This is a genomic window from Spirosoma migulaei, assembly GCF_054776855.1.
Genome location: NZ_BAAHBG010000002.1, coordinates 352362 through 368338, shown reverse-complemented (window position 1 = coordinate 368338; position 15977 = coordinate 352362). Strand labels below are relative to the sequence as shown.

Annotated in this window: 9 protein-coding genes; all 9 read right to left on the bottom strand. The window is 48.9% G+C overall.

What is annotated here, in order from left to right; all coding sequences use genetic code 11:
- Positions 1-298: 298 nt before the first annotated feature.
- The 9 genes from ACYVGO_RS02635 to ACYVGO_RS02595 all read right to left on the bottom strand — a co-directional run bounded on the left by ACYVGO_RS02635 (position 299) and on the right by ACYVGO_RS02595 (position 15972).
- Positions 299-2260, bottom strand: coding sequence for a sialate O-acetylesterase (locus ACYVGO_RS02635; protein ID WP_460967377.1), 1962 nt, complete (start codon positions 2258-2260; stop codon positions 299-301).
- A gap of 146 nt (positions 2261-2406) precedes the next feature.
- Positions 2407-4005: an FAD-dependent oxidoreductase gene (locus tag ACYVGO_RS02630; protein ID WP_460967375.1), complete on the bottom strand. Its 1599-nt coding sequence runs from the start codon at positions 4003-4005 to the stop codon at positions 2407-2409.
- A gap of 110 nt (positions 4006-4115) precedes the next feature.
- The gene (locus ACYVGO_RS02625; RefSeq protein WP_460967374.1) at positions 4116-5552 is read right to left on the bottom strand and encodes a RagB/SusD family nutrient uptake outer membrane protein; all 1437 of its coding nucleotides are present in this window, start codon (positions 5550-5552) and stop codon (positions 4116-4118) included.
- Between the two features lie 54 nt (positions 5553-5606).
- Positions 5607-9017 (bottom strand): SusC/RagA family TonB-linked outer membrane protein, encoded by a 3411-nt coding sequence (locus ACYVGO_RS02620; RefSeq protein ID WP_460967372.1) that lies wholly within the window; start codon positions 9015-9017, stop codon positions 5607-5609.
- Between the two features lie 237 nt (positions 9018-9254).
- Positions 9255-10373, bottom strand: a complete 1119-nt coding sequence (locus tag ACYVGO_RS02615) for a FecR family protein (protein ID WP_460967370.1) — start codon at positions 10371-10373, stop codon at positions 9255-9257.
- A 323-nt stretch (positions 10374-10696) separates the two neighbouring features.
- On the bottom strand, positions 10697-11755 hold the full coding sequence (locus ACYVGO_RS02610; protein WP_460967369.1) for a M48 family metalloprotease: 1059 nt from the start codon (positions 11753-11755) through the stop codon (positions 10697-10699).
- Positions 11756-11973: 218 nt separating this feature from the next.
- Positions 11974-13044, bottom strand: a complete 1071-nt coding sequence (locus ACYVGO_RS02605; protein WP_460967367.1) for a mannose-1-phosphate guanylyltransferase — start codon at positions 13042-13044, stop codon at positions 11974-11976.
- A 313-nt stretch (positions 13045-13357) separates the two neighbouring features.
- Entirely contained in the window at positions 13358-14872 is a 1515-nt protein-coding gene (locus ACYVGO_RS02600; protein WP_460967365.1) for an efflux transporter outer membrane subunit, read from the bottom strand.
- Positions 14869-15972: an efflux RND transporter periplasmic adaptor subunit gene (locus tag ACYVGO_RS02595; RefSeq protein WP_460967363.1), complete on the bottom strand. Its 1104-nt coding sequence runs from the start codon at positions 15970-15972 to the stop codon at positions 14869-14871. Before ACYVGO_RS02595 ends, ACYVGO_RS02600 begins: the two co-directional genes overlap by 4 nt.
- Positions 15973-15977: the final 5 nt, after the last annotated feature.

The following is a 15977-nucleotide window of genomic DNA, read 5'->3' as shown; positions in this document are numbered from 1 at the left end:
TAAACAGTCTGGCTTGTGGCAGTTACGATCAACCTAAAATCCGTTTGAATAACCAGTAACGGTATGCGCCATACTGAAATTGATCTACAAAGGTGAGTGCATTAAGCAAGGAGATACAATGACGGACGTCAACGTCATCCACTAACAACAATCAATACACGCGCTGGAAACCCTCAAGCTTAACCAGAATGGAGAACAGGAATGGCAGCAACCATTCCTGAAATCAGCAGCCGCCAATTCGGGTAGCCTAGCCAGTATTACGGCAGCTATCAACTTATCTTTTAACACCAGGCTCCATTTAGTTGAAGCGAACATCCTTCGACACAGCAGGCCAGGAATCGGTTCGAAACGGGCTGGCCGGAAAACCTTCCGAATTAAACAGATTAGCCTCGTCGGGGGCATCTGTCCAGGCATAGCGTACCGCAACGGGTTTCTGAACAGACGGGTGCGATACAATGACACGGTTGCCATTGATTTCAGCTTTGGCATAATGAAAAACTTTGTCCTCCCCCGCAATTTCAAAGCCTTTCAAGTATCCGTATTTATCTTTCACCATCAACCCATTAGCCGTGTGTTTGAACGTAACAATAGCTTTTCCGGCATCAAAGCTGGCCGACTCGTAAAGCGGTGAGCTATAATTTATGTCTTGACCATAATCAAGTTTTAAGGCATTTACCGCCAACCGATGGCCTACATCCTGCTTATTTGTTGGGTGGATATCCTTTGGATTGCCAATATCGGTCGTAACGGCCATTCCCGTTTTGGGCAGGCTTAAGGTCATGGTTTGGGCCTCGCGAAGTTCGGCCCAGCCGCTGCCCTGATTGCTGCTTTGATTACCGCCATAGCTGGATAGCTGAACGAAGTAAAAAGAGAAATCCGGGTTTCGTCCATCTGGATTCCACTTCTTACGCCAGTCGGTAATCAGTAGCGGAAACGTTTGCCGGTACTGATACGCACGTCCGGCATTACTTTCGCCCTGGTACCAAAGCACACCTCGTATGGCAGATGGGATTAACGGAGCAATCATGGCGTTGTAGATACTGATACCCACGTTGTTCATGAAGCGGGTGTATTCATGCTTTTCAGCGAAAGCAGGCATAAGCTGCCACTCGCCCGCCAGGCTGACCTGCTGGGATGCACTCTTTACATAGAGATCGGTTGCTGAGCCCATCAACCCAAGCCCATACCAGGCCGGCTTCACCATATTGCCAAACTTAATAACGATCCGGTTGGGGCCAGCCTTCCAGGTATTGGCGGGTATATCAATCTTTCGTACACCGGTCAACACACCTTCCGCAATCCGGGTACCATTTATATAAATTTCATTGGGACTGTCATTTTCAGCCAATGCCAACGTCGTTGGCACGCCAGCCATATCGTCCGGAATGTCGACAAGTTTGGCCATGTAGCCTTGTCCACGGAACCCATGCATATCTTTCCAGTCCCACTGCCCAAACGGATCCGCCTTCTTCCATCTGGAAAAATCATAGCCCGTCGCCAGATAGTTCTGCTCGTCGGCGGCAGTTGGGTTTACTTTTCCCAGAAGCTGGAGTTGCAGTTTGGCATCAACAATACTATCAGCGGCCTGCCAGGTAGTTGGCATAGTCTGGGCATACGACCGAAGTTCGTCATTGCTGAGCATACCTTCTTTACTGATCCAGCCCTCCACCTGCGACCCACCCCAGGATGAATGCAGAAGGCCAATAGGTATGTTCAATTTTTGGTATAACTCCCGGGCAAAGAAAAACCCGATGGCCGTAAAATCTCCGACGGTTTCGGACGAGCAAACTTTCCAGTCGCCCGCTTTCAGGTCTATTTGGGGCGTTAATGCCAATTCGTGGTCAACCCGAAAATGGCGAATTTGGGGATAGTTGGCATTTTTCTTTTCAGTGGGGAAATTAGTAGCCTGTTTCGTTGGCCATTCCATGTTAGACTGACCGGAGCAGAGCCACACCTCGCCAATCAGCACATCATTTACTTCAGCTTTCCCTGATTTTGCCGAAATGGCCAGTTTATGCGGCCCACCGGCTTCCAGCGGCAAAAATTTCACCAGCCATTTTCCAGCGGCATCTGCTTTTCCCTGTTGAGTCTGGCCCGCCAGCGTTACCTGAACCGTTTCGCGTGGTTTACCCCAGCCCCAGACCGGAATTGGTTGCTGACGTTGCAGTACGACATGGTCTGAGAATAGCCGGGCGAATCGGACCTGAGCGGCCGCTATTGAACTGATGAAAAGAAACGTAACGATGAGAAACCGCTTCATGGTTATTTTTTCGATGGTTAGACTACTTTATCTCCATAATCCGAAAGAAACGGCGTGGTGCTGCCTACTCAATTGAACCCAGAGCCGCAGAGGACACAGAGGTGTATAAAGTTCTGTGTTCTCTGCGGCTCTGGGTTCAATTAATTCTACGATTTTTTGGGCATGTCCCGGTTGCCGTTCCATACCTGGTGATCGATACTCAGAATGACGCCCTTCTTCTCCAGCGCCTTCTTGAGCTCGTCTGCATTTAAATTCTGTACAGCCTTCTTTTGTTTTACGGCCATAGCAGCGGCTATGCCTGCGCTGTTGCCCAATTGCATCCAGGTCGATTCGACTCGGAGCGAGCAAAAGCCTACGTGCGAAGCCGATATACATACCGGCACAAGCAGGTTAGTACACTCGGTGGCCTTGGGTGTGATAGCCCGATAGGAGATTTCGTAAGGCTGGCTGATTGGCTCCCAGATACGCCCTTCGTTCACAAACTGGGTTTTCGAAACAGCCACCCGTTGCACATGGTGACTATCAATCCAGTGAGAGCCTAAACAGATGGCATCGGGTTTTGTACGTTCCTGAAGAATATCTTTTTGGGTCTGTACATACGCCCCAACCATGCGCCGGGCCTCGCGAACGTAGAGGTAGTACGGGAAGTTTTCATTGTCTTTAAATTCATCCGCACTCAAGCCGTAGCCCGCCGTTTCGGTACGCAAGGTTTCCGGGACGGATGGATCGTTGGCCAAGTAGTACATCAGCCCGAGCGTCCAGGATTTATGGTCCTGGTAAATAGCCTCTCGTCGGGCGTAACTGGCATCTGGATAATCCACATTCCCACCAAAATGTCCTAGTGAAATCACCGCCTTTTGTTTATTGTTCGTCTCAAACTTGCCTTTTGGGTAGGTCCAGGAATATAGGTCAATAATATCAACCAGTTTCGTTTCCGGATGATTTTTAAGCAAGCGGGTTAATAAGACATAGCGCTCGGGTTTATACGAAGCGGGTTTGGGAAACGGTCGCCGGTCTGCGTTAGTCGACATCATCAACCGAAAGTTGTAATTCATTACCCGGTCACTGGCCTGCCCTTCGGTTAAAGTAGCTCGTTCGACAAAACCCGGCAGTAGCTTACCGGCATCATCGTAAGGAGCGGCTTCAATGGGGGTATCAATGAAACGCACCCCAGCCAGCGATTCGCCATACTGCTCCCGGCTTTCCCGGCCGTGGGTATGCGATACACCCACCCGAGCCAGTAAATCGCCTTCGTAGGTGGCATCAATGAAAACGTTCCCTGCTACGGACGTGCCGTTCGTCAATGCTATCGACTGAATGGCTGTTCCCTGTTTTTTGGCGGACTTAATAAAGGTGGTGTACATAACCTTCACCTTTGCCTCCTGTAGCAAATCGGTAAAGACTTTCTCGGCCACATGCGACTCGAAGTAGAACACCGGCCCATTTTTACCATAATGCTTACCCAGCCGTTCATAAAATTCCAGCGGTAATCCTGAGTACGTTTCCTCAATCATGTGTTCGGATTCGGAGGTGCCGATACCGCTGGTATTTAGCCCACCGACATGTTTGGTTTGTTCTATAAGCAACACATGTGCGCCTTCGCGAGCAGCAGCCACTGCAGCAATAACCCCTCCGGGAGTTCCTCCATACACAACTACATCGTAGGTTCCTGTTTGAGTCGGTATTTCTATCTGAAAAGCACTACAACAGGTGAGCAGTAAGCAAAAAAAGAAAATAGATTTCATTGTATGGTCTAAGATTAATAAATGGGAAGCATTTAGCTAATAGCTAATCATTCATTAGCTGGTATGACCCTGTTGGGGTCACACCAGCTAATAGGCAAGTCTGCATTTGCTTAAAAACCCGGATTTTGAGTTAGCGACGGATTGGCATCTCGCTCGAAGGTAGGTATGGGAAAAAGCAGGTATTTCTCCGAAACCGTATAGCCTTGGGTTTGGGCAGCTGCCAGCAATTTCCCGGTACGCAGTAAATCCCATCGTCGGTGCCCTTCCCCGGCTAGCTCCCAGCTTCGTTCCTGCAAAATCGCATCACGGAACTGAGCCTGCGTAAGCCCTGACAGATCCTGTGGACCCGTGGTATTGACGCCTTTCCTGGCCCGTGTTCGCACCTGATTAATAGCATTGTAGGCCTCAACGCCAGGACCAGCCAGTTCATTAAGGGCCTCTGCGTACATCAGTAGCACATCAGCATAGCGAATAACCAGAAAATTGTTCCGGGCAGCCCCCGCACCACAGGCATTAGGGTCCCAGTACTTATCCAGGTGAGGCCCGGTTCGGGACATAACGACCGTGCCATTGGCAATTGTTTTCTGGGTAATGACAGCCACCTGCCTGCGGTAATCACCCGCCACAAATGAGTTTGCATAGCTATCCGTAACCTGAAGAGATCCACCCGTCAGGTTAATTGGATAGCTAAAATAAATGGCAAAATTTTCGGCCATTGAACTGCCATACTTTGGCTGAATACAGCTGAATTGGATCGAGAAGATATGCTCAGGGCCGTTTTCTTTTTCGGGCGTGAATACGTCCCGGTAGTCTGCCACGAGACTGTAGGTTTTTGAATCAATGACCTCTTTCGCTTTCGCAGCCGCATTGGTCCAGTCTTTACGAGTCAGGTATACTTTGGCCAGGATTGACTTAGCAGCACCCAAGGTAGCCCGGCCAACTTCGCCGGCTGCGGTGTAACTAACGGGCAGCACCTTCTCAGCATCCAGCAAATCCTGAATGATCTGCTGATAGACTTTATCGGTGGGATCCCGGGGAATTTTGACATTCACAACATCGGTCGTCGTTTTCACCACTAGGGGAACATCGCCAAAAGCCCGAACCAGATTAAAATAATGCAGGGCCCGCAGAAATTTAGCTTCCCCAACAATCTGGTCACGGAGTTTGGTGTCCATCGCAATTTTTGGGACGTTTTCGATCACTCGATTCGACCGGTCGATGGCGACGTAGGAGTTGGTATAAAAGCTGTCAAAATAGTTTGTCGATGCCGTATATTTAAACTGATCGATTTCGTTGACGGCCGGATCGCCATCGGGCCGAACTAGGAGATCCTCTCCGCTCAAATCGCCAAGGACAATCATGGGTATCTGGTAAATAACCTTGGCCCGGTCATAGACCGCATTAATGGCCGTGGTTGCATCGGCTGCCGTAATAAATGAATTGGATTCACTTAAAAAACTGATCGGCACTTCTTCCAGATTACTCTGGCAACTGCTGGCCACCAGCAGCCAGCTCAATAAGGATAGCAAATAGTTAATTTTTTTCATGGCTGTTTATGCGATTATGCGCCTGACGCATAGGACTGACAAAGAATTAGCGACTTAGAACGTGATAGTACCCCCTATGGTGAAGGTGCGGGAAGGCGGGTAGGCATAGTTATCAATGCCGTAGGTCGTATTGCTGGTGAAGTTGGAGTTCACTTCCGGATCATAGCCCGTGTACTTGGTGAACGTGAGCAGGTTTTGGCCACTTACATAGACCCGGGCAGAGCGGATCGCTTTCGTTTTCAGTGGAAGCCGGTAACCCAGCGAGACGTTTTTAAGCCGCAGAAAGGAGCCGTTTTCAATCAGATACGAGCTATTCGTAAAATTCCACTGCCGGGCCGAGGGACGATTATTGGATGGTTTTTCCGTTTGCCAGTGATCGTCAATAAAGCTTTGAAGCGCCGTGGCGCCGGGATCAATCTCTGTAACACTGCGGGTATAATTGAAAATCTGATTTCCCTGCACACCCTGAAAGAAAATCGAAAGATCCAGCCCTTTGAACGAAACTGTATTCGTCAGGCCATAGATGAATTTAGGTAAGCCATTCCCGATGATGGCACGGTCAGTAGCATTATTGAACACACCATCTCCGTTCACATCCTTGAAGCGAGGGGCTCCGCCTATATCGCCTGTTTGAGCCAGACTGCCAGCAGCCTTCACCGCGTCGGTCGATTGCCACACACCGTCAAAAACCCGTCCGTAGAAGGACCCAATAGGCTCACCCACTTTTACAATCGTTTGCATACTCGTTCCCCCATCAGTAACCAGATACTGATCCGCATCGGCCAGGCGAGTTACTTTATTTCGGTTCGCCGAGATGTTTCCCGATGTTGTCCACTTGAATTTTCCGTCGACGTTTACCGATGTAATACCTAGTTCAACACCCTTATTTGTGAGACTACCTATATTGCGGATTACGGTTGTGAAACCCGTTGTAGCAGGCAGATCAATCCCCAGGAGTAAATCAGTCGTTGTTTTTATGTAATAGTCAGCCGTTACCTGAATCCGGTTATTAAGTAGGCCCAGATCAAATCCCGCATCAAATTGCCCCGTTTTTTCCCAACGCAAATCAGGATTGCCAATGGTTTGTGCCTGAGTCGTTACCACTTCTGTATCCCCAAAGACAGAGCGGGAAGTTACGTAGGAAGGTAATGAACTGTAAAGCCCAATCCCATCATTACCCGTTAAGCCATAACTTAATCGGAATTTCAGATCACTGATCGCTTTACTGTTTTTCAGAAATGGCTCATCCGATACACGCCAGGCAAAAGCGCCGGAGGGGAAGAAACCATACTTGTTGTTAAGCCCAAATCGCGACGAGCCATCGAGTCGACCGGTCAGGGTGAATAAATAGCGATCCATGAACCGGTAATTAATCCGGCCTAAATAGGAGTTTAAGCCCCATTTTTGAACCGTAGTGGTGGGGGCGAGCAGTACAGAGCCCTGCCCCAGACTATAAGCACCTAATGTATAGTTGGCAAAGTTCTGGGCTTCCTGATACGAGCGGTCTTCCCGATTAGACTGGAAGGTAATTCCTGCTACAACGTCGAAGGCATGATTGGCATTCAGCGTTCGGTTGTAGGTTAACGTGTTCTCATTCAGCAAATTTACATTGCTCGACGTACCATTAGAGCCATAGCCATTTACCGTATTAGCCGCCAGCGTTTGGGGCGTGTAGAAAACGTATCGTCGGGTATTGAGCAGATCGACACCTACGCTAACGCGGGCAGTTAAACCGGCCAATAATGTATACTCGCCAAACAGATTACCCAGCACCCGATCACTGAATAGCGCATTTGTAGAGGTTCGTAATAAGGCAACCGGGTTGGCAATACTGGCCATACCCGAACCGGGCCCAACGTTCAGTAATTGCCAATTGCCAGTAGCATCATATACTGGACTTGCCGGAGAAATAGTTCGGGCCGCCCCCACTGGGCTGCCGGTATAGCCGGTCTCGTTAATGCCATTGTTAATGCCGTGGCTTACTGTAAACGTAGTCCCAATTTTGAACCGGTTGCTCACAGTAGCGTCCAGATTGATCCGACCTGTGTACCGTTTATAATTATTGGTAATAATGATGCCATCCTGATTGAAATAATTTCCACTGATCAGATACCGAAGCTTATCCGTTCCACCCGAAAACGAGAGTTGGTAGTTCTGCATCGGGGCCTGTCGGTAAATTTCCTTCTGCCAATTGGTGCCGACACCATATTCTGACGGTTTCTTAGGATAGGCCGTTGTATACCCGAATCGTTCAGCGAACCCCAGATTTCGGAGTTGTTCATTTTTGAGCGCGGTTTGCTCTTCAGCCGTGGCTAGCTCAAGCATTTTGGTGATGTTCGACACGCCATAATACGCATCAAAATTGACCGTCGATCGTCCTTCTTTGCCCCGTCGGGTGGTGACCAGCACAACCCCGTTCGCTCCACGAGAACCGTAAATAGCGGTAGCCGATGCATCTTTCAGGACTTCGATGCTTTCAATGTCGTTGGGGTTGATTGTTGAGAGCACATTCGGAAAATTGGATGACCCACTGGCCCCCTGCGCCGACGCAGGATTCGTTACGGGGAAACCATCAATCACGTAAAGCGGATCGTTGGAGGCTGAAATAGAATTGCCACCTCGTACCCGAATCGTGACGCCCCCGCCCGGCGCATTTGAGGAATTAGTAACCTGTACACCCGCTACCCGGCCTTGTAAAGCCTGGTTAAATGAGGAAATAGGTTGCGCCGTGAGTTCGGTTGAACCGATAGACGCTACGGAACCCGTTAAATCCCGCTTTCTGACGGCCCCATAGCCAATGACAACCACTTCGTTGAGGGCTTTTTCATCGGCCTTTAACTGAATAGTCAGAGTCGTTTGATTGCCTACCGCCACTTCCTGGCTTTGATACCCAACAAAGCTGAATACAAGCACTGCCGAATTATTGGGAACGGCCAGCCGAAATTCACCTTTACTATCCGTAACAGTACCCCGTTGTGTACCTTTCAATAGTACGCTAACACCCGGTAACACGTCTCCTTTCTCGTCGGATACGGTGCCCGCAATTGTCAGTTCAGCCACCATAATGGGAATTTGGCCCATATCAGGCAAACTGGAACTGCTCGCTTCTTTGCGTAGCACGATATAATTGCCCGAAACTTGGTAGCTGATATTGAGCGGCTTCAGCAGTCGATCAAGAATGACATCAAGCCGATCGTTGGCAGCCCACACCGACACCTTATTCTCGGCATCAATCAGTTGCGGTACGTAGGTAAACTTTATTTTGGCGGCTTTCTCGATTCGATTCAGAACGGTTTTCAGCGGTTTATTCTCCACCTGAACGGATACCGTACGATTTAATAGCTCCTGGGCCATGCCATTCCGGGCTATGGTCAGGCTTGTAAAGACTACAGCCAGTATCAACTGTACACAGGTAATCTTCATGACATGGTAAAGGGAAAAGGGTGATTCCCAAGGTTTTTTCATACTTTTAAACTGGTTTTTGTTCAACAGATTCAGAAATGAAGGGCAAAAGCAATCCCGTCCCCATTTTTCAGGGTAATCGCAACGCCAGAAAAGGAACGGGAACAGTAAGAACGCCGGATTGCTGAGGTAGCTTTGGTCGCAACAAGGCCACCCTGGCGATCCGGTTTTTTAAATGCAGGTCAGTTTTTTCTCATATATAAGGGGTTAATGTGTTATTGCCAGGTAGCTAATTGATTATTAGTTGCACCCTTTCCCAGTGATAACTATCTGTGTTTCCCAAACTTCATAGGTTGCACCGATCGTTTGGCAAATCAGGTCCAACTTCCGGAAAAGAGGCTCATCGCCCAGTGGAGCCGTCAAATTGCACCGCTTTAGTGCCTCTGGATCATACTTGATTGTTACGCCGTAGGATTCCTCCAGGGTTTGAAACACATACGTAACGGGCGTGTTGTCAAACACAAAATGCTGATTGTTCTCTGGCTTTTTAATCAACGCGGGCTCCTTAACCAGGCTTTTCGTTAGTCGCTCACTATCTTTCTCAAATAAGGCTTGTTGATTCGGTGTCAACAGTAGCATATGCGCAATCTTGCCCTTCTGTTGCTGAGCCTTTTGAAATGCTTTCATACTAAACACCGCCACTTTTCCGGTACGTACGGCAACAGTTACCTGATTCAGGTTTGCCAGCGTTTTCACGCGAAAGCTTGTACCAACGACCTGCGTTATTAACCCGTTTGCATAGACGAGAAACGGTTGCCTGGGATTTTTTACAACCTCAAAAAAGCCATCTCCCGTCAGGCTGACTTCGCGCTTTTGATCTGAAAACTTTTCCGGGTAGCTTAGTTTAGTCTGTGGCTCCAAAACAACCCGACTCCCATCTGCCAACTGAATAGATAATGGCTGGCGGGTCGTATTCATTTTCTCAATCCAGGCAACTGCCGATTCGCCAGGCGTAGTAATGTGCGTCCCTATGCTATTTGACGCACCCGGTTTCAGCATGAACCACCACCCAATGCCTAGTACTAAGGCAATTGAAGCCGCAGCAGCCAACCACTGCCATCGGAAGCCCAACTGATACTGGCGCGGTTCGTCAGCTAAAACGGTGTTTTCCTTTTCCTGAAGATGTTGGTCAATTATTGCCCACATCCGGTTTCCCTGCTCTACGCTAGGTATAACCTGCACCCGCGAAACCGCTTTCAGCAAGGCTCTGGCTGCTACAACTACAGGCTGCTTTTCGGGATAACGCGTCAGAAAATCAGACCAGAATAAATTGGTTTCAGAATCGGGCTGTTGCACCCATTTCCGAAAGAAATCATCCTGAGCGAGGTCCTCAGCCGTATAATCGGCATAGATAGGCATGAGATATAGGCAATAAAATCTACAAATAGTCTACTCCTACTAACAAGAGTAGCTAACCGGCGAAGTGTCCCCTCCAATTCGAAAAAATAGTTTACTTTTTTTAGGCTGACCGTCAGACTGACCGATCGGTTAAGCCAAAAGCATCTGTAGGCGATTTAGGTGCGACGAAATTGGGGAATAGTCCGAATCAGGAAGCACAGATACACCACAGGGCTATCAATAGTCGCCATACTATGCTGACTATTGATAGCCCTGTGGTGTATGTTATTCGTACTAAGTTGGTAATGTACACTCGTTACGAATAAACTAGAGTAGCTATTGGATTACTGCACTGGCTGACCGTTCTTAAACGTAGCCACGATCTTATCGCCATCCGCAAAATAGTAGGTTCCTTTGCCGTTAGGTATATTATTCTGGAACCATCCTACGTATTTATCGCCGTTTCGGTAGTAATACACACCATAGTCGGAACGGAGATTATCCCGAAAATTTCCTTTGTATTTCACTTTACCATCGGCGTAGTATTCTGTCCCTTCGCCGTGTTTATCGCCCTCTTCAAACTCGCCTGCGTAGCGTTCGAGGGTTGGGTAAACAAATACCCCTGTCCCATCCTGGCAATCACCTGACACACAACCTACTGTTACCCGGTTACCAGCCCGGCGGACGGGTGCGGCAGGTGCCACTACGGGGCGAGATGATGCGGCCAAACTGGTATTGGTACTCATTGGCTTGGGAGCCATAGCGGTTGGCGTTTTCACCGCCGTTCGGCTTTTGGGATACATGGCTTCCGCTTCCAGCCAACCCTTGCGAATAGCCTCGATACGGGCCGGTTTGGCTGGGTGGGTTGAGGTGGCGTGTTCATCACCCAGTGCTTTCACGGCTACCGTTGCATCTTCCAGGGATGCACCTAACTGGTGCAGTACAAAGCCAGAAAACTTATCGGCTTCAATTTCTTTGATCGGTTGTCCCCCCCGGCCATCAATCGTATGGCCCTGCAAATGGTGCCCGATTTCATGCGCCATGATGCTGATAGCCGACCAGTCGGTTTCGGTCTCTTCCTCAATTTGCGCCATAAAAGCGCCATCATAAACGATAAATCGCTGCCCTTTGAGGACTGTTGCGAAGCAGTTAGAGGTATTGGCGCACTCAATGACTTTGAAATTGCGTAATAGCCCAATAGGCTTCAAAATCCGGTCAACAACGCGTTCAGCATGGCCATTGGAGGGAGTCGTAGGCGAACAAATGACGTCGGGGGCCACTTTCCCGCCCGTGTAGCTACAAATAAACGAGCCGGGACTACTGGGAATCTGGGCTGATAGCGGGCCAACCAAGGCCACACTTAACGAAAGAATAGATAAAGATAAAGCCGCTCTCACAGGCATAACCGAGGATGGTTAATCGTACAACACGGCTGAATAACGAACGGAATCAGGTTGCTATTTTAAGCGCGCAAAGTTTTTCCAGTTAATATAAAAAAGGCACCCGTCCGGATTTCATTAGATCGCTACGCGATCAAAATGATCCAGACGGGTGTTGGTTGATTGTCATTTATTGGTAAATGACAATCAATGACCATTAATGACAACTTATAACTACCTACTTAAACAAACTCAGTGCCTCGCTCTTTGGCGTCGGCTACAAAGTTTTTCACTTTTTGCTCTTCTTCTTTCCGGCAAATCATCAGGACGTTGTCATACTCGGCTACAATGTAGCCATCCAGTCCATTCACAACCACCAGGCGATCTTTCGGCGTTTTAATGATGCAGTTCTTCGTATCGTAAAGCATGATATGACCGTCCACCACATTGAAGTCATCATTCTTATCCGACACTTCATACAATGATTTCCACGTACCCAAATCCGACCAACCGAAATCACTAAGGACAACGTACACGTTATTCGCTTTTTCCATGATACCATTATCAATGGAAATGCTTTTCGTGAGTGAATAGGCTTTATCGACAAACACACTTTCCTGCTCTTTGTAATAAGCCTCTTTTCCTTCTTCAAAAATCTCGGCGACTTCAGGCAGATATGCCTCAAACGCTTTAATGATTGACTGAGCGTTCCACACGAAAATACCAGCGTTCCAGACGAATTCGCCACTTTCTACAAACTGTTGAGCCAGTTCAAGGTGGGGTTTTTCCGTAAACGTCTTGACTTTTTTAATCGCACTCTCCGACTCAGGAATGTATTGAATATAGCCATAACCTGTATCAGGACGGCTAGGCTGAATGCCCAGGGTTACCAGAATATCCTGCTCTTTCGTTGCATCGAGAGCCGTCTGAATGGTTCGCTGAAATTCCTCTTCCTTCAGAATAATATGATCGGCAGGCGCAACAATGATGTTGGCTTCGGGGTCCTGCTGCGCTATCTTGTAACAGGCATAGGCCACACAGGGAGCGGTATTCCGTGCAATGGGCTCACACAAAACCTGATCATCGGAGAGTTGCGGCAGTTGCTGCTGGCACAAATCCTTGTAAAGCGAACTGGTAACTATATAAATATTTTCGGGGGGGCAGATGCCGTCAAAACGGTCGGCGGTTTGTTGGAGCAGCGTTCGGCCGGTACCGAGAACATCATGGAATTGTTTAGGATAACTTGTCCGGCTGAAAGGCCAGAACCGCGTTCCGACGCCCCCCGCCATAATAATGACATAGGTGTGATTCATTGATATCGAACTAATTTTGTGACAAAGTTGCCACTATCTTACTGTTTTTATACCAGAAAAGTTTAGTATTCTTAGTGTAGGCCATACGTACCAATCACGCCTATCTATAAACGGCTTCAATTTACAATTAAAACTAATACAATATATTTACCAATACACATAAACAGTATCAATACAAACCTATTTATTAAACGATTTTAGATTAATAAAAACTTAACAAAGAGTTACTAGATGAAGGAGTCTTACTATATGCCCTCTAGATAAGGCATATAGTAAGACTCCTTCATCACTCTATACATTGACAATCAGTGTGCTACCAATCCCCGCCAACAGCTCGTAGTAGAGCAACCGCATACTGAGATTCCTGACTCCGAAGCTGTACTAACTGCTGTTCGGTTATAAGAATCGTACGTTGCGCATCGAGCACTTCAAGATAGGTAGCTAACCCCCGCACATAGAGCTCACGGTTATATTGTTCCGTCCGACGGGCCAGTGTGAGCGTTTGTCCTTGCAGGTCAATCTGCTGACGTAACAGGGTAAGGTTATCCAGGGCCGTTTCGGCATCCCGCTGGGCTACCTGGATCGCCTGCTGGTACGTCTGCTGATTCGTTTGGATCAATTGTTTCGAGAGCGCGATATTTTGACGGGCGCGGTGGCCTTCGTAGAGCGGCACCGATGCATTGACGCCTAGAATATACGTACCACTACTTGGCGTGAACCATGGACCAACCCGCCCTGAAAGTACGCCTGCCGAACCAACCAAATTTACTCGTGGTCGGGTACTGTTCTCCTGAACTGTTACCTGTGCAGCGGCAATCTGGTTCTGACGAATAAATTGCACCAGATCAGGCCGATTCTGCAATTGATCAACCGCAACGGTAGCAAATGGATAACTGGGGACTGTTGCCGGTAAAGTACCTACCGGAACCGAAAACTGTGATGGGTCCTGGGCACATAGTTGCGATAGACCATTGACCAGCTCAACACGGGCACGCTCCAGTCCTTTCAGGGTTACCTGTAAACCAGCATAATCTGTTTCGGCCCGTTGCACATCGATCTGGTTGATCAGCCCCACCCGGAAACGTTCACGAAGAATAGACAGGGTAGTATCGCGGGACTGAATATTCCGACGAAAAACGGCTTGTTCTGCATCGTTTCCCCGAATGAGTAGATACGTTCGGGCAATATCGGAGGCAAGACTCAGGCGAAACGCCTGGTAATCGGCAACGCTGGCTTGTGCCTGCAAATCGGCAACAGCAATGGTGCTCCGAATACGCTTAAACAAGTCTAGCTCATAACTGGCGTCAATGGGCAGCAATTGAAATGTATTCAACTGAAAACGGGGAGTTTCGTCTGGTGCCGCCGTTAGCAGAGCTAATGGCCGATGCTGAGACAAACTCTGTGTGGTAATTAGGGCCGAACTCCGCAACGAGGGAGACAAAAACGACTGGGCAACCCGCACCCGAATTCGGGCCTCTTCCAACCGACTCAATGCCGCCCGTAGGTTCGGGCTATTATCCAACCCTAATTGAATCAGAGACTCAAGCAGAGGGTCACCAAAACGACGAAACCCGCTAACCGTCAGCGTTGGTGCCAGGTCAGCGGAATTGAAAGTCGACGTTATGTTCGGGGTCGGCGCAGTAGCTCCATTCGTGGCCGGTGATTGGGGCTGAACCGTACCTGGTGTATTGGTCGACCCGTTGCCGGGCTGAATGGTTACAGCACCACCTGGCGGGCTAATAGGCGTTGTTTGTGCGTTTACCTCGAACGAATAGATCGGCGCACCGACCGCAACAATCCATAAACTAATTACTATACTTTTTCTCATCGTTGGGCTACGGTTTTGGCCGCAATAATCTCCTTTCGGAAGCGAACTTTCTGACCATCGCGAAGGCGGTCATTGGGGTTAGTGACTACAATTTCCTGTCCGGTCAGGCCATTGGTGGCTTCAAGCGTTGTTCCATAGTCGCGGCCTAGCGTAATTGGAACAAACCGAACCCGTTTGTCGGGATCAACCACAACAACCCGCGGGCCTTCGGACGTTATTTGTAAGGCATTTGCGGGAATTAAAACGGGGGCTTTAGCCGCAATCATATCAAACTTTACCATGCTGTACAGGCCAGATGGCAAGTCCTGCCCAGGATTTGGAATGACCACTTCGGCCAGCAATGTTCGTGAATCACTGCGCAACGTACCCGACGTCCGCACTACTTTACCCATAAATTTCTGGTTCTTTAGCTCAGGAATGATAACCGTTGCGGGCAAACCGATCTTGATATAACGAAAGTACGTTTGCGGAACATCGACAAATACGCGCAACGTACCTAACTCGGAGATTGTAAATAACGGCTGGCCGGTACCTGGCGACACGATCACCCCATTCTCAGCCGTCCGACTGGTAATCACACCACTAAATGGAGCCCGAACCTGCTGCAAGTCCTTTAGGGCCTCCAGACGACCCAAATTAGCCTGGGCAACCGTAACACCCGACTGGCGGGTATCAATATCCTGTTTGGCAATGGCACCGGGCAATTTTACACTTTGTAACCGGTCGAGATTAACCTGAGCCAATTGCCGGTCCGCTTTGGCACGCGCAATGTCCTGATCAAGTTCAGGCGCATCGATTACGGCCAATACCTGTCCCTGTTTTACATGCGCACCAATATCTACGTACCACCGGCGCAGAAACCCCTGCGTACGAGCGTACAACGGTGTTTGCCGATAGGGTTGAATCTGGCCAGGCAGCGTCAGGCCGGTTGTATCGGACGAGTGCTTCAGAGGCACGGCATTCACAATCGGCTCCCGGCTTTTTTCCTGATCAGCGGCTGCCTTCAGTTCCTGCGTATTCTTGATTCTCGGCAATACTCCGAAAAATACAAATAGGGCAGTGAGGGCCAGTAAGGGAATAATGATTCGTAACGCTTTCATATAAG